Annotated in this window: 20 protein-coding genes; 11 read left to right on the forward strand and 9 right to left on the reverse strand. The window is 71.7% G+C overall.

Going from position 1 to position 20,424, the window contains the following annotated elements:
* Window positions 1-22: 22 nt before the first annotated feature.
* The 3 genes from ACFZB3_RS20955 to ACFZB3_RS20965 form a co-directional block, all read right to left on the reverse strand.
* Complete coding sequence (locus ACFZB3_RS20955) at window positions 23-601, reverse strand: TerD family protein (RefSeq protein ID WP_391377142.1); 579 nt, start codon at window positions 599-601, stop codon at window positions 23-25.
* Window positions 602-758: 157 nt separating this feature from the next.
* Entirely contained in the window at window positions 759-2,906 is a 2,148-nt protein-coding gene (gene uvrB, locus ACFZB3_RS20960; RefSeq protein ID WP_391377143.1) for an excinuclease ABC subunit UvrB, read from the reverse strand.
* 40 nt (window positions 2,907-2,946) lie between these two features.
* Window positions 2,947-3,813, reverse strand: coding sequence for an MHYT domain-containing protein (locus tag ACFZB3_RS20965; RefSeq protein WP_391377144.1), 867 nt, complete (start codon window positions 3,811-3,813; stop codon window positions 2,947-2,949).
* 277 nt (window positions 3,814-4,090) lie between these two features.
* Between ACFZB3_RS20965 and ACFZB3_RS20970 the strand changes: the two genes are divergently transcribed.
* Window positions 4,091-4,960 carry a glycerophosphodiester phosphodiesterase family protein gene (locus ACFZB3_RS20970; RefSeq protein WP_391377145.1) on the forward strand — a complete coding sequence of 290 codons (870 nt, stop codon included), beginning with the start codon at window positions 4,091-4,093 and terminating at the stop codon, window positions 4,958-4,960.
* Between the two features lie 51 nt (window positions 4,961-5,011).
* Window positions 5,012-5,566 carry a methylated-DNA--[protein]-cysteine S-methyltransferase gene (locus ACFZB3_RS20975; protein WP_391377146.1) on the forward strand — a complete coding sequence of 185 codons (555 nt, stop codon included), beginning with the start codon at window positions 5,012-5,014 and terminating at the stop codon, window positions 5,564-5,566.
* Window positions 5,567-5,621: 55 nt separating this feature from the next.
* On the opposite strand, the gene ACFZB3_RS20980 is transcribed toward ACFZB3_RS20975, so the two are convergent.
* On the reverse strand, window positions 5,622-6,050 hold the full coding sequence (locus tag ACFZB3_RS20980; RefSeq protein ID WP_391377147.1) for a VOC family protein: 429 nt from the start codon (window positions 6,048-6,050) through the stop codon (window positions 5,622-5,624).
* Between the two features lie 97 nt (window positions 6,051-6,147).
* Between ACFZB3_RS20980 and ACFZB3_RS20985 the strand changes: the two genes are divergently transcribed.
* Complete coding sequence (locus ACFZB3_RS20985) at window positions 6,148-7,056, forward strand: pseudouridine-5'-phosphate glycosidase (protein WP_391377148.1); 909 nt, start codon at window positions 6,148-6,150, stop codon at window positions 7,054-7,056.
* 71 nt (window positions 7,057-7,127) lie between these two features.
* Window positions 7,128-8,255, forward strand: coding sequence for a PfkB family carbohydrate kinase (locus ACFZB3_RS20990; RefSeq protein ID WP_391377149.1), 1,128 nt, complete (start codon window positions 7,128-7,130; stop codon window positions 8,253-8,255).
* Between the two features lie 33 nt (window positions 8,256-8,288).
* Here ACFZB3_RS20990 and ACFZB3_RS20995 read toward each other — a convergent pair whose 3' ends face one another.
* On the reverse strand, window positions 8,289-9,083 hold the full coding sequence (locus tag ACFZB3_RS20995; RefSeq protein WP_391377150.1) for a methyltransferase domain-containing protein: 795 nt from the start codon (window positions 9,081-9,083) through the stop codon (window positions 8,289-8,291).
* A 201-nt stretch (window positions 9,084-9,284) separates the two neighbouring features.
* Here ACFZB3_RS20995 and ACFZB3_RS21000 point away from each other — a divergent pair, with 201 nt between their 5' ends.
* A complete protein-coding gene (locus ACFZB3_RS21000) occupies window positions 9,285-10,412 on the forward strand; it encodes a CorA family divalent cation transporter (RefSeq protein ID WP_391377151.1) in 1,128 nt (375 codons plus the stop codon).
* A 23-nt stretch (window positions 10,413-10,435) separates the two neighbouring features.
* Here ACFZB3_RS21000 and ACFZB3_RS21005 read toward each other — a convergent pair whose 3' ends face one another.
* On the reverse strand, window positions 10,436-10,849 hold the full coding sequence (locus tag ACFZB3_RS21005; RefSeq protein ID WP_391377152.1) for a TIGR03618 family F420-dependent PPOX class oxidoreductase: 414 nt from the start codon (window positions 10,847-10,849) through the stop codon (window positions 10,436-10,438).
* Window positions 10,850-10,902: 53 nt separating this feature from the next.
* Complete coding sequence (locus ACFZB3_RS21010) at window positions 10,903-11,535, reverse strand: uridine kinase (RefSeq protein WP_391377153.1); 633 nt, start codon at window positions 11,533-11,535, stop codon at window positions 10,903-10,905.
* 218 nt (window positions 11,536-11,753) lie between these two features.
* Here ACFZB3_RS21010 and ACFZB3_RS21015 point away from each other — a divergent pair, with 218 nt between their 5' ends.
* From ACFZB3_RS21015 to ACFZB3_RS21025, 3 genes are all read left to right on the forward strand, one after another.
* A complete protein-coding gene (locus tag ACFZB3_RS21015) occupies window positions 11,754-12,455 on the forward strand; it encodes a DUF2293 domain-containing protein (protein ID WP_391377154.1) in 702 nt (233 codons plus the stop codon).
* 192 nt (window positions 12,456-12,647) lie between these two features.
* Window positions 12,648-13,127 carry an anthrone oxygenase family protein gene (locus tag ACFZB3_RS21020; protein ID WP_391377824.1) on the forward strand — a complete coding sequence of 160 codons (480 nt, stop codon included), beginning with the start codon at window positions 12,648-12,650 and terminating at the stop codon, window positions 13,125-13,127.
* 267 nt (window positions 13,128-13,394) lie between these two features.
* A complete protein-coding gene (locus tag ACFZB3_RS21025; protein ID WP_391377155.1) occupies window positions 13,395-14,882 on the forward strand; it encodes a glutamate synthase small subunit in 1,488 nt (495 codons plus the stop codon).
* Window positions 14,883-15,334: 452 nt separating this feature from the next.
* Here ACFZB3_RS21025 and ACFZB3_RS21030 read toward each other — a convergent pair whose 3' ends face one another.
* Together ACFZB3_RS21030 and ACFZB3_RS21035 are read right to left on the reverse strand one after the other, a co-directional pair.
* Window positions 15,335-15,610 carry a DUF397 domain-containing protein gene (locus ACFZB3_RS21030; protein WP_089100964.1) on the reverse strand — a complete coding sequence of 92 codons (276 nt, stop codon included), beginning with the start codon at window positions 15,608-15,610 and terminating at the stop codon, window positions 15,335-15,337.
* Window positions 15,611-16,471: a Scr1 family TA system antitoxin-like transcriptional regulator gene (locus ACFZB3_RS21035; protein WP_391377156.1), complete on the reverse strand. Its 861-nt coding sequence runs from the start codon at window positions 16,469-16,471 to the stop codon at window positions 15,611-15,613. It lies immediately after the preceding gene.
* A gap of 405 nt (window positions 16,472-16,876) precedes the next feature.
* On the opposite strand from ACFZB3_RS21035, the gene ACFZB3_RS21040 reads away from it, so the two are divergent.
* The 3 genes from ACFZB3_RS21040 (at window position 16,877) to ACFZB3_RS21050 (ending at window position 20,409) form a co-directional block, all read left to right on the forward strand.
* Entirely contained in the window at window positions 16,877-17,584 is a 708-nt protein-coding gene (locus tag ACFZB3_RS21040) for an ATP-binding protein (RefSeq protein ID WP_391377157.1), read from the forward strand.
* Window positions 17,581-18,018 (forward strand): hypothetical protein, encoded by a 438-nt coding sequence (locus tag ACFZB3_RS21045; protein ID WP_391377158.1) that lies wholly within the window; start codon window positions 17,581-17,583, stop codon window positions 18,016-18,018. The genes ACFZB3_RS21040 and ACFZB3_RS21045 overlap by 4 nt, the downstream gene beginning before the upstream one ends.
* 300 nt (window positions 18,019-18,318) lie before the next feature.
* Window positions 18,319-20,409, forward strand: coding sequence for an ATP-binding cassette domain-containing protein (locus ACFZB3_RS21050; RefSeq protein WP_391377159.1), 2,091 nt, complete (start codon window positions 18,319-18,321; stop codon window positions 20,407-20,409).
* Window positions 20,410-20,424 lie beyond the last annotated feature (15 nt).

The raw sequence follows: 20,424 nt of genomic DNA on the forward strand, positions 1-20,424 counted from the left end.
TCCTCCGGCCTTCGGCCGAAGCTCAGAGGATCGGCAGGATCGCCGGCACCAGGTCCTGGAAGGTACGGCCCTTGGCCGGGACGCCCAGGGCCGTCATCGTCCAGCCGGATCCCGACCGGTGCACCTTCGCCATGATCTGGGCGGTGTACTCGCCGCCGCCGTCGAGCGTGTAGCGGGCGAGTTCCTGACCGGTGGCCTCGTCGACCAGCCGGCAGAAGGCGTTCTGCACTTCCTGGAAGGTCTGGCCGGTGAAGGAGTTGACGGTGAAGATGATCTGGTCGACGTGGACCGGCACGCGCGCGAGGTCGACGAGAATGGCCTCGTCGTCGCCGCCCTGGCCCGCACCGCCGACCAGGTTGTCGCCGGTATGGCGGACCGAGCCGTCGTCGCTCACCAGGTGCCGGAAGAACACGACGTCGACGGGCTGCTTGTCGGCGAACAGCACCGCCGAGGCGTCCAGGTCGATCTCACGGGTGCGCGAGCCGAACAGCCCGCGCCGGGGCGCCGCCTTCCAACCAAGACCCATGCGGACCGAGCTCAGGGAGCCGCCGTCCTTCTTCTCCAGGCTGATGGCCTGACCCTTGGTCATGTTGACGGTCACGGCTGCTTCCCCTCGTCGGATGTCCCCGGTGGCCGCGAAGTGCGCGGTTGCCCGAAACCCTATGCAGCGCCACTGACAGTGCCGAACCCCGGCCCGCGCTTTGTGTCGGTCTTGCAACACTTCGCGCCCTTGCCGGGGTTCGGCCGCGGCCCAGGGGTCAGGCCAGGCCCGCCTCCCTCATCTGGCGCAGTTCCTTCTTCATTTCGGAGACCTCGTCCCGCAGCCGGGCCGCGATCTCGAACTGCAGGTCAGCCGCGGCGGCACGCATGCGCTCCGTCATCTCCTCGATCTGCTCGGCGAGTTCGGCAGCCGGGCGGTCGGTGGGCACCGTCTCCTTGGCCTTGCCCTTGGCTGCCTTTCCGGCCTTCGCGCCCTTGGCCGCCTTGTCGCCCAGGGAGGGAACGGGAGCCTTGGCCCCCTTGCCGTCCTTCAGCTTGCGATAGCCCGAGCCGAGCAGCTGTTCGGTGTCGACCTCCTCGCGGGCGATCTGCGCGACGATGTCGTTGATCTTCTTCCGGAGCGGCTGCGGGTCGATGCCGTTGGCCTTGTTGTAGGCGACCTGCTTCTCCCGGCGCCGGTTGGTCTCGTCGATGGCCTTCTCCATCGCCGGGGTGATCTTGTCGGCGTACATGTGGACCTCGCCGGAGACATTGCGCGCCGCGCGGCCGATGGTCTGGATCAGCGAGGTACCCGAGCGCAGGAAGCCCTCCTTGTCGGCGTCGAGGATCGCCACCAGGGACACCTCGGGCAGGTCGAGGCCCTCCCTGAGGAGGTTGATGCCGACCAGGACGTCGTACTCGCCGGAGCGCAGCTCGCGCAGCAGTTCGACACGGCGCAGGGTGTCGACGTCACTGTGCAGGTAGCGCACCTGGATGCCGAGCTCCAGGAAGTAGTCGGTGAGGTCCTCGGCCATCTTCTTGGTGAGGGTGGTGACCAGGACGCGCTCGTCCTTCTCGGTGCGCTTGCGGATCTCGTGCACCAGGTCGTCGATCTGGCCCTCGGTGGGCTTGACGACGACCTCGGGGTCGACGAGCCCGGTGGGGCGGATGATCTGCTCGACGACGCCGTCCCCGCGGGACAGCTCGTACGCGCCGGGGGTCGCCGACAGGTACACGGCCTGCCCGATGCGCTCCTGGAACTCCTCCCACTTCAGGGGGCGGTTGTCCAGGGCTGAGGGCAGCCGGAAGCCGTGCTCCACGAGGGTGCGCTTGCGGGAGGCGTCGCCCTCGTACATGGCGCCGATCTGCGGCACGGTGACATGCGACTCGTCGATGACGAGGAGGAAGTCGTCCGGGAAGTAGTCGAGCAGGGTGTTCGGCGGGGAGCCGGGCAGGCGGCCGTCGAAGTGCATCGAGTAGTTCTCCACGCCGGAGCAGGAGCCGATCTGGCGGAGCATCTCGATGTCGTACGTGGTGCGCATGCGCAGCCGCTGGGCCTCCAGGAGCTTGCCCTGCTTCTCCAGCTCGGCCAGGCGCTCCCCCAGCTCCTTCTCGATGTCGTTGACGGCCCGCTCCAGGCGCTCGGGGCCGGCGACGTAGTGGGAGGCCGGGAAGACGTACAGCTGCCGGTCGTCGCTGATGATCTCGCCGGTGAGCGGGTGCAGCGTGGACAGCGCCTCGATCTCGTCGCCGAACATCTCGATGCGGACGGCGAGCTCCTCGTAGACCGGGAAGATCTCGATGGTGTCGCCGCGGACACGGAAGGTGCCGCGGGTGAACGCAAGGTCGTTGCGCGTGTACTGGATGTCCACGAAGCGGCGCAGCAGGTCGTCGCGGTCGATCTCGTCGCCGACCCGCAGCGGGACCATGCGGTCGACGTACTCCTGCGGGGTACCGAGGCCGTAGATGCAGGAGACCGAGGCGACGACGATCACGTCACGCCGGGTGAGCAGCGAGTTCGTAGCGGAGTGGCGCAGCCGCTCGACCTCCTCGTTGATCGAGGAGTCCTTCTCGATGTAGGTGTCCGACTGCGGGACGTACGCCTCGGGCTGGTAGTAGTCGTAGTACGAGACGAAGTATTCGACCGCGTTGTTCGGGAGAAGCTCGCGGAACTCGTTGGCCAGCTGGGCGGCCAGCGTCTTGTTCGGCGCCATCACCAGGGTGGGGCGCTGGAGCTTCTCGATCATCCACGCGGTGGTGGCGGACTTGCCGGTGCCGGTCGCGCCGAGGAGGACGACGTCCTTCTCACCGGCCTCGATGCGCTTGGCCAGGTCGGCGATGGCCGCCGGCTGGTCGCCGCTGGGCTGGTACGGGCTGACGACCTCGAAGGGCGCCACCGTGCGTTCGATGTGGGAAACGGGCCGCATGGGTTCCACCGTACGGCCCCGCACTGACAGCCGGTTCTGATCAGCGGTTCTGCGGGGTGCGCGCGCTGTGGTGGCTCTGCTGGCGGCCGACGCGGACCTGCGGGCGGCGGCTCGGGTGGTGGTTGACCTCGCCGGCCGGGACGCCCGGCTTGTGCTCCACGCGGAGGCGGTCGGGCTTGCCCGTGACCATCAGCGGGTCGAAGATCACGACGACGGCGGCCAGGAAGAGGAAGGCCAGCGGGCCGATCAGCATGGGGGCGAGCAGGGAGGCGGGCGAGTCGCCCGGCGACGTCACGCCGGCGCTGTGCAGGTGGACGGTGAGGGCGGCCATGCCGGTGTAGTGCATGCCGCTGACGGCGAGCCCCATCACGAGGCTCGCGCCGACGCTCCACAGGAAGCCGCGGACCTGTCCGGCCGCCCACAGGGCCGAGGTGGCGGCGACGACCCCTATCACGACCGACGCGGCCACCGTGAGCGTGTTGTACTCCAGGGTTCCGTTGAGACGCAGCCCGGCCATGCCCAGGTAGTGCATCGAGGCGATGCCCAGGCCGGTGATCGTGCCGCCCGTGAAGAGCGCTGTCCCGGTGGCGCCCCGGTAGCCGACTATGAAGATCCCGACGCCCACCATGACGATGGCGAGGCCGAGGCTCGTGTAGGTGAGGGGCTTGTCGTAGTGGATCGGCGTCTCCTTGACGCTGAACCCCATCATGGCGACGAAGTGCATGGTCCATATGCCGGAGCCGATCGCCGCCGAGCCCAGGGCGAGCCAGGCGGGCCGCCAGGAGTGGGCCACCAGCATCGCCCGGGTCGTGCAGCGCAGCCCGAGGGCGCCACCGAGGCAGGCCATCAGATAGGCCACCAACGGGGTGACGACCCCGTAGCTGAATCCGTCGACCGTGCCCTGCATGCGCGGCTGCCCTTCACCCTTTGCGTCCCGGAATATGTGCAATGCGCCCCCGTCCCAGGACCGCCCGAGCGGTCAGGGTTGACGCAGAGAGTATGACCCGCACCGGAATGGTCGAACGATTTTCCGGCAAAGAAACACGCCCTTGCCTCAGTTGTGCGGCAACGGTGAGCGGGCTTGGGCCACTCCATTCCATCTGTGGCCGTCCCGCACCCGGCCGCCGTTGACTCCCTGCTGTCACTCTTGTGCTGTCCGTATTCGCCCGACGTGAGGAGTGCGCATGCACGCGCGCGCAGTCGCCGCCACGGTCACCGCGCTGCTGGGAACGGCCGCCCTGCTGAGCCCCGTCCCCGCCGCCCGGGCCGGCGACACCGCCGAGCCCACGGTGCTCGCGCACCGGGGTGCCTCCGCCTATGCCCCCGAGAACACGCTGGCCGCCATCGACAAGGCGGCCTCGCTGGGCTTCACCTGGGTCGAGAACGACGTCCAGCGCACCAAGGACGGCCGGCTCGTCGTCATCCACGACGACAGCCTTGAGCGCACCACCGACGTCGAACAGGTCTTTCCCGGCCGGGCGCCCTGGAAGGTGAAGGACTTCACCGCGGCCGAGATCGCGCGGCTGGACGCCGGCAGCTGGTTCTCCCCGTCGTACCGGGGCACGCGGGTGCCGACGCTGGCGCAGTACATGCGCCGGGTCGAGCACAACCACGAGAAGCTGCTCCTGGAGATCAAGAACCCTGAGCTGTACCCCGGCATCGAGCAGCAGACCCTCAGGCTGCTGGGCGACGAGGGCTGGCTCGACCGCCCGCACCTGGACCGGCTCGTCGTGCAGAGCTTCAGCGCGGACAGCCTGCGCGTCGTGCACGGCCTCCGGCCCGCCGTGACGACCGGCTACCTCGGCACGCCGTCCGCGGGATCCCTGCAGCGCTACGCGCGCTTCGTGGACCTGGTCAACCCCTCGGTGGACTCGGTCTCCGCCGGCTATGTGCGGAACGTGCACTCGTTCGAGGGGCCGCACGGCAGGCCGCTGCGCGTCTTCACCTGGACGGTGAACGACGCGGTCACCACCTGGAAGGCCGTCGGCTACGGCGTGGACGGGATCATCACCAACAAGCCGGACGTGGTGCGGGCCGCGCTGCGTGCGAGCTGAGCCGGACCGGGGCGACGGGCGTTGTCAGTGGCGGGCCGTACGGTGGGGCACATGGACAGCGAAGGACAGTACGGGCAGCGCGTGGTGTGGGCTGTGGTGGCCACCGACATCGGTCCGCTGCTGCTCGCGGCGACCGGGACCGGCCTGGTCAACGTGGTCTTCCACGCCACCGACGCGGTGCGGGACCGGACGCTGGAGCGGCTGGCTGCCCGGCTGGGCACCGAGCCCGTCGAGGATCCGGCGGAGCCGGTGCTGGCCGAGGCGATATCCCAGCTGCGGGCGTACTTCGCGGGCCGACGGCAGGACTTCGACCTGCCGCTGGACTGGTCGCTGATCTCCGGCTTCAACCGGCAGGTGCTGCGCGAACTGGCCGCCGGTGTCCCGTACGGCACGGTGGTCGGGTACGGCGATCTGGCGGGGCGGGTCGGGCAGCCCGGCGGGGCGCAGGCGGTGGGCGCGGCCATGGGCGCCAATCCGCTGCCGGTCGTCGTGCCCTGTCACCGCGTGGTGGAGAGCGACGGCGGGATCGGCGGGTTCGGGGGCGGTCTGGAGACCAAGCGGAAGCTGCTCGCCCTGGAGGGCGTGCTGCCCGAGCCGCTGTTCTGAGGCGCGCCCCCGAGCCCGCCCCCGAGCCCTGGTCGTGCGGCGTTCGCGGGCGCGGTCAGCCGTAGTGCCGTGCCTCGACGACGTTGCCGTCGGGGTCCCGGAAGTAGAAGTTGCGCGGGGCCTTGCCGCGGGCGCCGAAGGAGTCGTGCCCGATGTCGGTCATGGGGACGGCGTGCTCGGCGAGGCGGGCGCGCAGGGTGTCGAAGGCGTCGGACGGCAGGGACAGGCAGACGTGGTTCACGGGCCGGCCCGCGCTGTCGGCGGCGCCGGGGAGTACCGGCAGGCGCTCGGCGAGGGTGAACGGCGCGAGGTCGATGATGGTTTCCTCGTTGACGCGTACCGAGGGGAAGGGCACCTCTCCCGCGGTGAACTCGGTGATGCGCAGCGGCTCCAGGCCGAGCATCCGCTCGTAGAAGCCGGCCGCGGCGGCCGGGTCGGCGACCCAGAGGACGACGTGGTCCAGACGTACCGGGTGATTCGTCATGCCGCCCAGGCTGGTGGCGTCCCCCACAGGCCGCAAGCGTTTAGCCGGGTACGGCCCTCGCCAGAGATGAGGGAAGACCGACGGACAGGAGACAGGCGTGGTGCTGGTGGTGTCGGAAGAGGTCAGGGAGGCGCTCGGCGCGGGTCGCGCGGTGGTCGCCCTGGAGTCCACGATCATCGCGCACGGGCTGCCGCGCCCGCGCAACCTCCAGGTGGCGCTGGAGCTGGAGGACACGGTACGGCGCGCGGGAGCGGTGCCCGCGACCATCGCCGTGCTGGACGGGCGTCCCCATGTCGGCCTGGACAAGGACCAGTTGGAGCGGATCGCCAACGAGGACGGGATCCGCAAGCTGGGCCACCGCGACCTGCCGCTCGCCGTGGCGGCGGGGGCGAGCGGGGCGACCACCGTGTCGGCGACGGCACAGCTGGCGGCGCTGGCCGGCCTCCGGGTGTTCGCGACGGGCGGTCTCGGCGGGGTGCACCGGGAGTGGACGGCGACCCAGGACGAGTCCGCCGACCTGGGCCTGCTGGCGCGCACCCGGATCACGGTGGTGTGCGCGGGCGTGAAGTCGATCCTGGACGTTCCGGCGACCCTCCAGCGTCTGGAGACCCTGGGCGTGGCCGTCGCCGGTTACGGCACGGACCGCTTCCCCGGCTTCTATCTGTCCGACTCCGGGCATCCGGTCGACTGGACGCTTCGGACCCCGGACCAGGTCGCCGATGTCATGCGGGCGCAGGACGCACTGGACGCGGCGGACACGGCGCTGATCGTCGCCAACCCCGTCCCGGAGGCTGAGCAGCTCGACCCCGCGCTGCACGCGCGCGTGCTCGCCGACGCGCTGCACGCGTGCGACGCGGAAGGGATCGCGGGTCAGGCGGTCACGCCGTTCCTCCTCGACTACCTGGTCCGGCACACGGACGGCGCGTCTCTGGAGGCCAACCTGGCGGCCGTGCGCGGCAATGTCGGGCTGGCGGCGCGGATCGCCTCGGCGTGGGCCAGGGGGTGACGACCGAGCGGGCGGCGGCGCCGGGCGGGGCGGCGGCATCCGGCGGTGAGGGGACGCCTCACGAAGAGGCGATGCCTGACGGGGACCGGGCACCGGCCGGGGGCGCGGCGCCATCCGGAGACGTGGCGCCGGCCGGAGGCGCGGTGCCGGCCGGAGGCGCGGTGCCGGCCGGAGGCGCGGTGCCGGCCGAGGGCGCGGTGCCGGCCGGAGGCGCGGTGCCGGCCGAGGGCGCGGTGCCGGCCGGAGGCGCGGTGCCGGCCGAGGGCGCGGTGCCGGCCGGAGGCGCGGTGCCGGCCGAGGGCGGGGCGCTGCTGGTCGTCGGGGACATCGTCACCGACGTCGTCGCGCGGTACCGGGGGCCGCTCGCGGCCGGGACCGACACGGCCGCCGTAATCCGGACCCTGCCCGGCGGGGCGGGCGCCAATGTGGCCTGCTGGGCGGCGCACTCAGGCTGTGCGGACGTCCGGCTGCTGGGGCGGGTGGGCGCGGACGCGGCCCAGTGGCACGAGCGGGAGCTGGTCGCCGCCGGGGTCCGGCCCCGCCTCGTGGTGGACCCCCGGGCCGCGACAGGAACGGTGATCTGCCTGGTCGACAACGGCGACGCGGCCGAGCGGACCTTCCTCACGGACAGCGGGGCGTCCCTGCGGCTGGAGCCCGCCGACTGGTCGGACGCGCTGCTCGACGGAGTGGCCCGGCTGCATCTCTCCGGCTACCTGCTGTTCTCCGAACCGAGCCGGGCACTGGTGGCGACGGCCCTGGCGGCGGCCCGCGCACGTGGCGTACCGGTGAGCCTGGATCCCGCGTCGGCCGGGTTCCTCACCGCGCTGGGCGTGGACCGCTTTCTGGCGCTCGTCGAGGGAGTGGACGTCCTGCTGCCGAGCCGGGACGAGGCCTGTCTGCTGACGGGGCTGCCCGATCCGGCCGACGCCGCAGCCAAGCTGAGCCGCCAGGTCCCGCTGGTGGTGGCCAAGGCGGGGGCGGACGGCGCGCTGGTGGCCCGGTCGGGCAGCGTCCTCGCACGCATCCCGGCCGCACCGGCGATGCCCCGGGACACCACGGGCGCGGGTGACGCCTTCACCGGGGCGTTCCTCGCGGCGCTGGTCGCAGGCGTGGATGCCCGGGAGGCGGCCGTGCTGGGCTGCGGGGCGGGCGCGCTGGCGGTGGAACGCGTGGGTGCGAGACCGCCCGCCCATGGCTGATCCGGGCATCGCGCCCCGTCCGGAGAGGCGGGCCTACGCCTTGCGGCCCCACGCCGAGATCATCGGGGCCGTGGCGAGGTCCATGCTGCCGGTCGCCACGTTGGCGAGGTGCTGGTCGATGTCCTCGTCGGTGGCCAGGCCGGCCGCGACGAGCCGGGCCCGGATCTGCCGGACGGTGGCGATCTCCAGGGCGGTGCAGGCGGGCGAGGCGACGGGGAAGTAGGCGTCGGCCTCCACCTCGTGCAGCCCGGCCTCGCGGAGCAGCCGCGGAAGCTTGCGGCCGTACGACAGGTCGGCGCCGCGTTCGGCGAGGAGCTTGCGGAAGCCCTGGCGCAGGCGGTTGGCGAGCTGCTGCTCGGGGCCGTACTCGTAGGGGCAGGTGAGGGGCTGGAGGGCGGGGTCGGCGTCCTCGATGAGCAGGCGTCCGCCGGGGCGCAGGGCCTTGATCATGGAACGCAACGCCCTTTCCCGGTCCGGCACATGGACCAGGACGAGCCGGGCGTGCACCAGGTCGAAGCCCTCCCCCGGCGGCTCCTCGGCGCCGACGTCGTGGGTGCGGACCTCGACGGGTGCGTGGGCGGCCGCGGCGAGCAGCGAGGTGTCGATGTCGGTGGCGACGACCCGGCCGGTCGGCCCGACCTTCCCGGCCAGCCAGGACACCACGGAGGTGCCGCCGGCCCCGACCTCCCAGCAGCTCCGGCCCGGTCCGAGACCGAGTGTCTCCAGATGACGGAAGGTGGTCGGGTCGAAGAGGGTCGCGAAGGCGTCGAAGCGCTGCCCGGCCTCGCTCTGGCGGTTGTCGAGGAGATATCCGTCGGCCTGTGTCATGAAGGGATGATTTCAGTTACCCGGCGCAGAGGTCGGGAACAGGGGTCGGGGGAGCACGGGTCGGGAACACGGTTGTCCACAGGCGGGAACCAACCGGAACTCGCCGTTCCCACAGGCTTACCCGCGTCTCACACCGGACTGGCAGACTTGCCGGGCAAGGCGGGAAGCGCTGCACGAGTGGCTCCATGCAAGGAGATCCGGATGACGATGGCAGGGAATCTGCGGAAGGTCACAGGGCTGGGCAGGACCGGCGGCCTGCGCAGGGTGGCACGGCTGGCCCGGCGGCGGCCCCGTGTCGACCTGAACCATCACGCACGGTCCCCGCTGGGCTCCTCGGTGGTCAACTGCGTGACGTACGAGGACGGGGCGCGGGTTCCGGAGTGCAGCGACCTGTTCTCCGCGGTGGAACGGGTGCGCAAGAGGGGGGACGGGTTCGTCTGGCTGGGGCTGCACGAGCCGACGGACAGCGAGTTCGCGGGCATCGCCGAGCTGTTCGACCTGCACCCGCTGGCCGTGGAGGACGCGGTCGAGGCCCGTCAGCGCCCGAAGGTGGAGCGGTACGGGGAGACGCTGTTCGCGGTGTTCAAGACGGTCTGCTACGTCGAGCACGAAAAGCTGACGGCGACCAGCGAGGTCGTCGACACCGGCGAGATCATGGTCTTCGTCGGCGAGGACTTCGTGATCACGGTACGGCACGGCCGGCACGGCTCGCTGGGGCCGCTGCGCGAGGAGCTGGAGGCCACGCCGAGCCAGCTCGCGAAGGGGCCGGCGGCGGTGCTGCACGCCATCGCGGACCACGTGGTCGACGACTATCTGAGCGTCACGGACTCGGTGCAGGGCGACATCGACCAGGTCGAGGCGGACGTGTTCGCGGAGAACGGCGCGCGGGCCGACCCGGGCCGGATCTACCAGATGAAGCGTGAACTCCTGGAGCTGAAGCGAGCGGTGGTGCCGCTCGCCAGGCCGATGGAGGAGCTGACCACCCGACCGATACGAGTGATCGAACCGGAGATACAGGCCTACTTCAGGGATGTGCTCGACCACCTGATGCGGGCGAAGGAACAGATCGCGTCCTTCGACGAGTTGCTCAACTCCATCCTCCAGGCGCATCTGGCCCAGGTGACGGTCGCGCAGAACGAGGACATGCGGAAGATCACGGCCTGGGCCGCGGTGATCGCCGTGCCGACGATGGTGTGCGGTGTGTACGGCATGAACTTCGATCACATGCCGGAACTGCACTGGCGGTTCGGCTATCCGCTCGTCCTCGGCGTCATATCCCTGGCGTGCCTGGTGCTGTACCGCGGCTTCAGGCGCAACGGCTGGCTCTGAGCCGCCCGGCCCCGGGCCGCCCCTCAGGCCGAGAAGGCGACGATCCGGCGCGGCACGACCCTGATGATCAGGCGGGTCTCGTCGTCCTTCTCCGCGGGCGGGTCGATGCCGAGGTACTTGTGGGAGAGCTCGTGCGGGAGCCGCTTGTCCTCGTCCGGGAGGATCTCGGCGGTGCCTCGTATCTCGGCCGAGTGGTAGGGGTTGGCCAGGTCGAAGACCGTGAGGCTGATGCGGGGGTCACGGCGGAGGTTGCGCACCTTCTGGCGGCCGTCGGTGGAGGAGAACAGCACGGCGTCGCCCTCCCGTTTGACCCAGACCACCGAGTTGTGCGGGGCGCCGTCGGGGCCGAGGGTGGCGACGCTGGCGAAGTTCCTGGCGTCGAGGAGGGCCCGGAGGGAGTCGTCGAAGGTGACGGGGGTGATCGGGGAGGTAGGCATACGGCCAGACTACTTACATGCACGCGCATAGAAAAGCGGTTTACCGGATCCCCTCAGCCGCTCCACGCCGGATGCCGCGGGTCGTCGGCGCGGACCAGGACGTCGGCCGTGCCGGCCGGGTCGGTCTCGGCCGCGTAGCGCTCGAAGGCGGGGAGGGTCCAGTGGTCGGCCTCGGGGGTACGGCGGCGCAGCGCGCCGGGGGTCAGGAGGAGGTGGACGCTCAGGTCGAACGGGAACCAGTGCCGGAGCAGAAGCGGCCCGTGCAGCAACAGGACTCCACCGGGCGGGAGTTGGACATAGGGGCTCCGGGTGGCCCGGTCGGTGGCCGGGTCCCACAGATCGGGCAGGACGCGGCCGGTCCCGCCGGGATCGAGGGGGCCGAAGACCTCCCGCCACAGGGCGTTGGTGTCGAACCAGCCGCCGTAGTACGACTCCGCGTCGTGCCGGCCGTGCTCCAGGCGCAGCGAGGCGGGGCGCAGGAAGCCCTCGGTGCCCACGACGAGCGACGGCCGGCCCCGCACCCGCAGCGCCTCGGCGACGCGCTCCGCGAGGTCGCCGGGCCGGGCGGCCGGAGCGGCGTCGAAGGCGGCGCGTGGCCAGTCACTCCCGTCGGCGGGCTTCAGTTCGACCAGCCGCTCGGCGAGGCGTTCGGCGAGCCGGTCCCAGGTGATCGCTTCGAGTCGCACAGGATCATGATGCCGGGTCGGCCGTTCGGCCGAGCCGGGGGTGGTTCCGGGCCGGGCACCGTGACGGTGGCCGGCTGGACAGGGCGCGAGCCGGGCAGAAGCGTGCCACCGCCTGCCTCCCTGCCGGCCGGTCGACAGAGAGGCAGCAAGGCAGCGAGGCAGCGAGGGAGGGCGCGAACGACGTGAGATCAGTCCCCGGGGAGGGGAAAGTACCGCATATGACACGCCTCGCAACTCCCCCTCACCACGGTGGGCTTCTGGTCGTGCAGCCGCTGCGGCACAAGCGCTGTGCGGCGTGCCGGCGGGGGCCGTTGTCGCTGCTGGTGGTGGAGGACGGGGTGCCGCGGTGCCTTGAGTGCACCGATCTCGGGCATCTGGTGTTCCTGCCCCGGGGCGACACGGCACTGACCCGGCGGTCACGGGAGGAGAGCTCGCTGTCGGCGGTGGTGGTCCGGTTCAACCGGCGCAAGAGCCGGTACGAGCGGCAGGGCGTCCTGGTCGAGGAGGCCGCGCTGGCCCGGGCCGAGACGCGGTGCCTGGCCGACGCCGAGGCACGGCGGCGGCGCCGGGCGCGGGACGCGAAGCGGCGGGCGGCCGAGGACGTGCGGTTCACGGAGGCGTTCGCGGTGGAGATCCTGCGCCTGTTCCCGGGCTGCCCGCCGGAGCGGGCCCGGGCGATCGCGGCGCACGCGTCGGTGCGGGGCAGCGGGCGGGTCGGGCGGACCGCGGCCGGGCGGGCGCTGACGGAGGGGGCGGTGGTCTCGGCGGTGGTGGCGGGCATACGGCACGTGGACACGCCGTATGACCAGCTGCTGATGAGCGGGGTGCCACGGTACGAGGCGCGGCGGCGGATCGCGCGCACGGTGGAGGCGGTGCTGCGGGAGTGGGAGGCCGGGGTGGAGATCCGCCTGACCGGGTGACGGCGGGCAGGGGCGGGGCCCGCGGTGGCGATGGGGGGTGGTTCGGTGCGAGGGAGGGGACGGACCGAGGTGGAGGGGGCGATTCTGGCCGGATGTGTATGTGGACGGGCTTCACAGTCATGGGGAGGGGTGACCCGTGGGCATTGATCTGAGAGGTGGAGGCGTCCAGCGGCGAGAGTGGGTGCGGTGGTCGTGATCGACGGGCCGTATTACGTGCTGGTCCTGTTGGGGGTGCTGGGGGCCGGGGTGGTGGCGGGGGTGTTCTGCGGGTTCTCGACCTTCGTGATGCGCGGGCTGGCCTCGTTGCCCTCGGCGCAGGGGGTCGCGGCGATGAACGCGATCAACCGGGCGGCCCTGACCCCGGTGTTCATGCTGGTGTTCGCGGGTGCGGCGGTGGTGTGCGCGATGATCGCGGTGGTGACGTTCGTGGTGTGGCCGGACGACGGGAAGGTGGAGCTGCTGCTGGGCAGCGGGCTGTATCTGTTCGGTTCGTTCGGGCTGACCGCGGTGGCGAACGTGCCCCGGAACGAGGCGCTGGCCAAGCTGGAGCCAGGTGCGCCGGAGGCCGTCTCCTACTGGCCGGTGTACGTGCGTGAGTGGACGCTCTGGAACCACGTGCGCACCGTCGCGTCGGCCGCCGCGGCGGTCGTCTACGTCCTGGCCCTGTCCTGAGGGAGACGCGGGAGCACATCGGTCCCCCGGCTGGATACCGGCTGGACAGGGGCTGGACAGAGGCTGGATCCCGCCTGGTACCCGTCTGACACCTGTCTGACACCCGCCTGGTACCCGGCTGGTCGCCGGCTGGCTCCCTGCTGAGAGACCCTCGCCGGAAAGCGCTGTCAGCCACTCTGCGGGCGTGCCCGAGCGGACGTATCGTGGCCGAAAGAGTGCCGCCCGATGACGCACGGCCTGGGGTGACCGCACGCGAGGAAGACGACCATGGCCGATCCCAAGGGGTTCATGACCACGCCACGCGAGGAGTGGCCGCGGCGGCCCGTCGAGGAGCGGGTCCGGGACTGGGACGAGGTGTACGTCCCCGGCGCGCTGCTGCCGATCATCAGCAAGCAGGCGGACCGCTGCATGGACTGCGGGGTGCCGTTCTGCCACGACGCGTGTCCGCTGGGCAACCTGATCCCCGAGTGGAACGACCTGGTGTCGCGGGAGGACTGGCGGGCGGCCAGCGACCGGCTGCACGCCACGAACAACTTCCCCGAGTTCACGGGACGGTTGTGCCCGGCGCCGTGCGAGGCGGGATGCGTGCTCGCGATCAACCAGCCCGCCGTCACGATCAAAAACGTCGAGTGCGCCATCGCGGACCACGCCTGGGCGGAGGGGTTCGCCTCGCCGCGGCCGCCGGAGCGGCTGTCCGGCCGGACCGTGGCGGTGATCGGGTCCGGGCCGACCGGGCTCGCGGCGGCGCAGCAGCTGACCCGGGCCGGGCACACGGTCGCCGTGTACGAGAAGGACGACCGGCTCGGCGGGCTGATGCGGTACGGCATACCGGAGTTCAAGATGGAGAAGCGCCATCTGGAACGGCGGCTGGGCCAGATGCGGGCCGAGGGGACGAAGTTCCGTACGTCCGTGACGGTCGGGCGGGACCTGCGGGCGACGGAGCTGCGGGCCCGGTACGACGCGGTGGTGATCGCGACCGGGGCGACGGCGTGGCGGGAACTTTCGGTGCCGGGCAGGGAGTTGGACGGAATAGAGCAGGCGATGGAATACCTGCCGCTGGCCAACCGGGTGTGCGAGGGAGACCTGGCCGAGTCGCCGATGTCGGCGGCCGGGAAGCATGTGGTGATCGTGGGCGGGGGTGACACGGGGGCGGACTGTCTGGGGACGGCGCTGCGGGAGCAGGCCGCGTCGGTGACCCAGCTGGACATCTACGCGCAGCCGGGCGCGGAGCGGGACGAGGACGTCGAGCCGTGGCCGACGTATCCGAAGATCTACCGGCTGTCGGCGGCGCACGAGGAGGCGCGGGACCTGGAGACGGCGCCCTCGGCGGACGCGGACGCGCGGTTGTTCGCGGCGTCGACGCTTCGCTTCACGGGCGACGGGAGCGGGCACGTGCGGTCGTTGCATCTGGTGGAGGTGGACGCGGCGCGGCTGCCGGTGCCGGGGACCGGGCGGACGCTCCCGGCCGACCTGGTACTGCTCGCGCTCGGCTTCTCCGGGCCCGACCGGGAGGACGGGCTGATCGACCAGCTGGGGGTGGCGATGGAGCCGCGCGGCACCGTCTCCCGGGACGCGGGGTTCGCCACGAACGTCCCTGGCGTGTTCGCCGCAGGGGACGCGGCTCGCGGGCAGTCGCTGATCGTGTGGGCGATCGCCGAGGGGCGGGCGGTGGCGGCGGCCGTCGACCACTACCTGACAGGCAGTTCGCAACTGCCGTCGCCGATATCTCCGTACGACCGGCCGATGACGGTGTAGGTGCCGAGGAAGAGGCCGGAACCGGAGTCGGGGCCGGAGCCAGGGCCGACAAGCGCGGTGGGCGGGGGTGACACGGGGCGGACTGTCCGAGGACTGCGCTGCGGGAGCAGTCGCCGGGAGCGGGGGGGGGGGGGGGGGGGGGGCGGCCGCCCCCCCCCCCCCCCCGGGGGGGGGGGGCGCAAGTCGGTGCGGGGCGCGCGGGCGGGGGTGGTGGCCGCGGGGCGCTTGGCCCGCGCCCGGGGGTGGGCGGTCCGGCGGCGGGTGGGGGGGGCGGGGGGGGGGGCGGGCGGCCCCCCCCGCTCCCGGTGGTGGCCGTCAGCCGACTGGTGGACGCGCCCCGGCGGGTGTGGTCCCGGCTGTGATGTCCGTGCGTCTGACGCGGTCGATGATCAGTTCAGCACCATTACAAAGAAGTTGAATATAAGAAGAAAGAAAAGGAGGCAGAGGCAGGTTCAGGAGAGCAGGAAGTCGGCCTCCCCCGCCTTGGCGCCCTCAATGAAGGCCGTCATCTCGTCCGTGGTGTAGATCAGCGCCGGCCCGTCGGGGTCGGTCGACTGGCGGACGGCGATCCGGCCGTCGGCCAGCTTCATCGCCTCCAGGCAGTTGCCCCCGTTGCCGCCGCTCCACGGCTTGTGCCAGCCCTCGCTGCCCAGTTCCCGGGCAGGCATGCCGTTGTAGATCCGCTCGGTGCGGTTCCGCGGCCCGGACTGGGGCTTTATGCGATCCATTCACAGCTCCTTGCGGAGATCCCGGAGGATCTCCTTCGTGCGTTGTGCCGTAGCGGCCTGCGCCGCCATGCGGTCCATGACCTCAAGGTGGGTCGCCACCTCGGTGCGCGCGTCCAGGTAGACGGCGCCGGTCAGGTACTCGCTGTAGACCATGTCCGGAAGTTCGGGCATGGCGAATCGGAAGAGCACGAAGGGCCCGTACGTCCCCGGGTGCGGCCCACTGGAGAACGGGGCGACCTGGAGCGTCACATTGGGCAGCTTCGTGACGTCGAGCAGTCGGTCGATCTGTGCGCGCATCACCTCCGGACCGCCGACCGGGCGGTGCAGGGCGGTCTCGTCCATCACCGCCCAGAAGCGCGGCGCCTCGGCACGGGTGAGCAGTTGCTGGCGTTGCATCCGCAGGGCGACGTGGCGTTCGATCTCCTCCGGTTCGGTCTGGCCGACGGCGCCCGACTTCAGCACCCCGCGTGCGTAGTCCTCGGTCTGCAGCAGCCCGGGCACGAAGTGCGGCTCGTAGGAGCGGATCAGGCTCGCCGCGCCCTCCAGGCTGACGTACATGGAGAACCAGCTCGGCAGGATGTCGTGGAACCGCTGCCACCAGCCGGGCTTGTTGGCCTCCTCGGCCAGCCGGACGAAGAGGTCGGCCTCGTCGTCGGTCACCCCGTAGGCCTTCAGGAGCAGTTGGAGGTACGGGATCTTGAGGGCGACCTCGGCCATCTCCATGCGGCGGACGGTGGCGGGCGCCACGCGGAGCACACGGGCGGCCTCCTCGCGCTTGAGCCCCGCGCGTTCCCGCAGGTCGAGGAGGCGCCGGCCGAGGACCACCTGCCCCACCGTCGGCGCGGACCGCGGCTCACTCACGCTCCACCTCCACGAAATTCCCTGTTCCCTGTTCCCCGGCCGGCCTCTCCGGCGTCCGGCCGCCACACACCTGCGCGGTCGTACACACTCACGGTCACGCACACTCACGCACATACAGGTGTCACCCGGCATGCTGACAGCCCAGCGGCGCCATTCGAAGACTCATTCGAAGATCTGACGGAATGACCGGACCGACCAGTAAGACCGAGTTGGCCGCAACAGCCGGAACATCCTGTTCGGTCGCATCGATCGCATTGGCCGGATCGGTCCGTCGGATCCTCACTCATCCCAACTGGCGCCGCTCGACATGCTGTTGCGAGCAGTGTGCCACGGCCTTTCACCGCGTCACACAGCACTCTGCATTTTTCAGAGTGACACTTGCCAAGTGTTCGCGGCGGGGAGATAGTGGCAAGCGTGATTCCGTCCGCGCCCTTAGGAACAGACGCCGCCGCAGGCCGTTTCGGTCTCGGTGCTGATGGGGGTCCTCCCGTGCGAACTCGTTCGAGCGTGGGGGAGGCAGCCGACCCTGGTGAGGGCACTGCCGAGCGCCGGTTCCGGTTCGAGCTCGCCGCTCATCCGGGTTCCCCCGCCCAGGCGAGACGCCTGGTGCGCGCCCGGCTGGCCGGCTGGTCGGTCGGCGCGGACACCTGTGACACCGCTGCCCTGGTCATATCCGAGCTGGTCACCAACGCGATCGTGCACACCGCGAGCAGTCGCGTCGTGTGCGAACTGCACGACCACGACGACACGGTGCGCATCGCCGTGCAGGACGAGGGCTGTGCGCCCGACGAGCCGCACCCGTCCCCGCAGCGCCCGGAGGAGGAGCACGGGAGGGGGTTGCTCCTCGTCGAGGCGCTGTGCCAGGCCTGGGGGGCTCAGGAGCACGGGCCCGGGCTGCTGGTCTGGGCGGAGTTGGCGCGCCAGACCGACGCCGCCCGGGACACCGCGGAGCCACGCAACGACCTGGGCTGGGGCGCACGTCCCGCCACCGGCCCGGCGGGCGGTTCGTCCCACGAACCGGCGCACACCACGGTGCCGCGGCCCGCGTCGGGCTCCGGCGCGGCGGGGCGGTCCGGGGCACCGGGGCCGGTGCCCCGGCGGAGGCAGGCATGAACGGCGCGTCCGGCTCCGGCCAGTCCCTGGGTCTCGACACTCTGATCCGCCTGAAGCGCGACCGGCGGTCGTCGTCCGCGGCGGGTGCCATCGGGTCGTTCCCGGTGCCCGAGGGCATGACGGCACCGCTGGGCTGCGACGCGGTGGCGGTACCGGCGCGGCTCGGGCCGCTGGTGGTACCGCGGCTGCCGCGGGTGGGATGCGTGTACGCCGACGGCACGCACTGGTGGTGGATCGTCCCGACCGACTCGGACGACGCCCTCACCTGGCCCGCCCCCGCCCGTTACAGCCTGGGCGCCCCGCTTCCCGGCACCGCCCGCCTGATCCACCGTCCCGAGGGCACGGTGCCGTACACCCCGCCGATACCGCTGTACCTCGCCCTGTGCCGGGTGACGGGGACGACACCGGAGTGGTCCCGCCCGCTGAGCGCGTGACGCTGCGCGGCTGTGGGCTCTGAGCTGTGGGCTGCGCGGCTTCGGCCGACAGCAGGGGGTGGAACCGGCCTTCCCGGACCGCGAGTCGGTTCGGGGTGAGTTCGGCCCGTGCCTCTCGGGCACACCTCCCCACCTCTCCGTACCTCCCCACGCCTCGGGGTCGCCTCGATCCGTACCCCTCGTGCACTCCCCCGCACCCCGCGTGCCTCGCCGCGCGCCCTGCCCTGTGGCGGCTCCGCCCGCGATAGTGGCCGTTCGTCCACGGACACGGACACGGTCACGGCCCCGGGGAGGAACGCGGTGAGGAAGAAGCGGGACACGGCGGCGCCCGAGATGTCGGAGTCGGAGCAGCTGCTGTTCGGCGGACCGCTCCGCTACGACATGGGCTGGAGCCAGCACGGGAACGCCTTCCTGGAGCTGGACTTCCGCGCCATGATGACCCGGCTGCCCGGCATGCTCGCGTCCAGTCTGCGGCTGGCCCGGCAGGCGGACGCCGGGGCCGCGCGGATCGTGCTGGCCGCGCAGGTGGGCGTCGGGGCGGCCCAGGCCGTGAGCCTGCTCGCCGTGAACAGCGTGCTGGGCCGGCTGATCGGCACCGGCACCATCGAGGCACGGCTGCGCAGCGCCGCCCCCGCCCTGGTGACCATGGCCGTCGTCATGTTCGTGGCCGCCCTGCTGCGCGCCGCGTCCACCTACGCCACCGGCCGCCTGGAACCCAAGGTCGAGCGGGTGGCGACCGAGATGTACCTGGAGCGGGCCGCGGCCGTCGAACTCGCCGCGATCGAGGACCACGCCTTCCACAAGCTGCTGGACACCGCCCAGTACGGCGCCTCCTCGGCCCGCCGCATGATCATGTACGGCACGCGCGTGGTGAACGCGATGATCTCGCTGGTCACCGCGGCCGGTGTGCTGACCGTGCTGCACCCGGCCCTGCTCCCGCTGCTGATCACGATGACGATCCCGAGCGCCTGGGGCGCCCTGACCAACGCCCGGCGCCGCTACGAGTCCTTCCACACCTGGGTGCAGCACGCCCGCGCCGGCCACCTGATCAGCGCCCTGCTCACCGAGCCGGAGGCGGCGCCGGAGATCCGGGTGCACGGGGTCGGGCCGTTCCTGCTGCGGCACTACCGGGCGATGTCGGAGACGGCAGAGGCGGAGCAGGCCCGGCTGGCCCGGCTCGCGGCCCGTACCGGCCTGATCGCGGCGGCCTGGACCGGCCTCGCGACCGTCGCCACGTACGCGACACTGGGCGGACTGCTGCTGAGCGGCGCGATGGCCCTGTCGGTGGCCGGTACGGCGGTGATCGCGATCCGCAGCGGCTCGGCGAGCCTCAACACCCTCGTGCTGGAGATCAACACGCTGCACGAGGAGGCGCTGTTCGTGGGCGACCTGGAGCGGTTGTACGTCGAGGCGGCCGAACGGGCGATCCCGGTCGGCGGCGACCCGCTCCCCGACGATCCCCGGGAGATCCGCTTCGAGAACGTCACCTTCAGGTATCCGAGCGATCATCCGAACAGTCATCCGGACGAACATCCGGACGTACATCTGGACGGACATCCGAGCAATCATCAAGGCGATCGTGCTGCGGATGATCGCGCAGGGGGTCGTCCGGATGATCGTGCGGGGGGTCATAAGGGTGACCACCCGAGTGGTGCCGCCCGCCCCGCTCTGGACGACGTCACGCTCACCATCCCCCTCGGCCGGATCGTCGCCCTGGTCGGCGAGAACGGTTCCGGCAAGACCACCCTGGTCAAGCTGCTGGCGGGGCTGTACCAGCCGGACCGCGGCCGCATCCTGTGGGACGGCGTCGACGCGGCACGGGCCGACCGGCACCGGCTCGCCGAGCGCATCGCCATGGTCGCCCAGGACTTCAAGCGCTGGCCGTTCACCGCCAAGGTCAACGTGGCCGTCGGCCGCTCGTCGGCGCCGCTCACCGACGAGCGGCTGGCCGCGTCGGTCGCGGAGGCGGGCGCGGAGGAGGTGGTCGAGGACCTGCCGCGCGGCCTGGACACCCTGCTGGCCCGCAACTTCAGCGGCGGGCACGAGCTGTCCGGCGGCCAGTGGCAGCGGCTGGGCATCGCGCGGGCCGCCTACCGGCGCGGGCACATCCTGATCGTGGACGAGCCGACGGCCGCCCTGGACGCCCGGGCCGAACTGGAGGTCTTCGAGAAGATCCGCGCCCTCGCGGGCAACGGGCAGACGGTCGTACTGATCACCCACCGGCTGGCGTCGGTCCGGCACGCGGATCTGGTGCACGTGCTCGACCAGGGCCGGGTGGTGGAGTCGGGCACCCCCGACGAACTCCTGGCAAGCGGCGGGGTCTACGCGGAGCTGTACGCGCTCCAGGCGGACCAGTTCACGACGAAACTGCCGGCCCGCAAGGCCGGTTGACCCGCCGGTCGCCCC

This window comes from Streptomyces sp. NPDC008092 (assembly GCF_042957285.1).
Lineage (GTDB): Bacteria > Actinomycetota > Actinomycetes > Streptomycetales > Streptomycetaceae > Streptomyces.

Bases quoted from the DNA above. Each gene is read 5' to 3' on its own strand.
- uvrB (WP_391377143.1), bottom strand. From the start codon at position 2,906: ATGCGGCCCGTTTCCCACATCGAACGCACGGTGGCGCCCTTCGAGGTC.
- ACFZB3_RS20965 (WP_391377144.1), bottom strand. From the start codon at position 3,813: ATGCAGGGCACGGTCGACGGATTCAGCTACGGGGTCGTCACCCCGTTG.
- ACFZB3_RS20970 (WP_391377145.1), top strand. From the start codon at position 4,091: ATGCACGCGCGCGCAGTCGCCGCCACGGTCACCGCGCTGCTGGGAACG.
- ACFZB3_RS20975 (WP_391377146.1), top strand. From the start codon at position 5,012: ATGGACAGCGAAGGACAGTACGGGCAGCGCGTGGTGTGGGCTGTGGTG.
- ACFZB3_RS20980 (WP_391377147.1), bottom strand. From the start codon at position 6,050: ATGACGAATCACCCGGTACGTCTGGACCACGTCGTCCTCTGGGTCGCC.
- ACFZB3_RS20990 (WP_391377149.1), top strand. From the start codon at position 7,128: ATGCCTGACGGGGACCGGGCACCGGCCGGGGGCGCGGCGCCATCCGGA.
- ACFZB3_RS20995 (WP_391377150.1), bottom strand. From the start codon at position 9,083: ATGACACAGGCCGACGGATATCTCCTCGACAACCGCCAGAGCGAGGCC.
- ACFZB3_RS21000 (WP_391377151.1), top strand. From the start codon at position 9,285: ATGACGATGGCAGGGAATCTGCGGAAGGTCACAGGGCTGGGCAGGACC.
- ACFZB3_RS21005 (WP_391377152.1), bottom strand. From the start codon at position 10,849: ATGCCTACCTCCCCGATCACCCCCGTCACCTTCGACGACTCCCTCCGG.
- ACFZB3_RS21015 (WP_391377154.1), top strand. From the start codon at position 11,754: ATGACACGCCTCGCAACTCCCCCTCACCACGGTGGGCTTCTGGTCGTG.
- ACFZB3_RS21025 (WP_391377155.1), top strand. From the start codon at position 13,395: ATGGCCGATCCCAAGGGGTTCATGACCACGCCACGCGAGGAGTGGCCG.
- ACFZB3_RS21030 (WP_089100964.1), bottom strand. From the start codon at position 15,610: ATGGATCGCATAAAGCCCCAGTCCGGGCCGCGGAACCGCACCGAGCGG.
- ACFZB3_RS21045 (WP_391377158.1), top strand. From the start codon at position 17,581: ATGAACGGCGCGTCCGGCTCCGGCCAGTCCCTGGGTCTCGACACTCTG.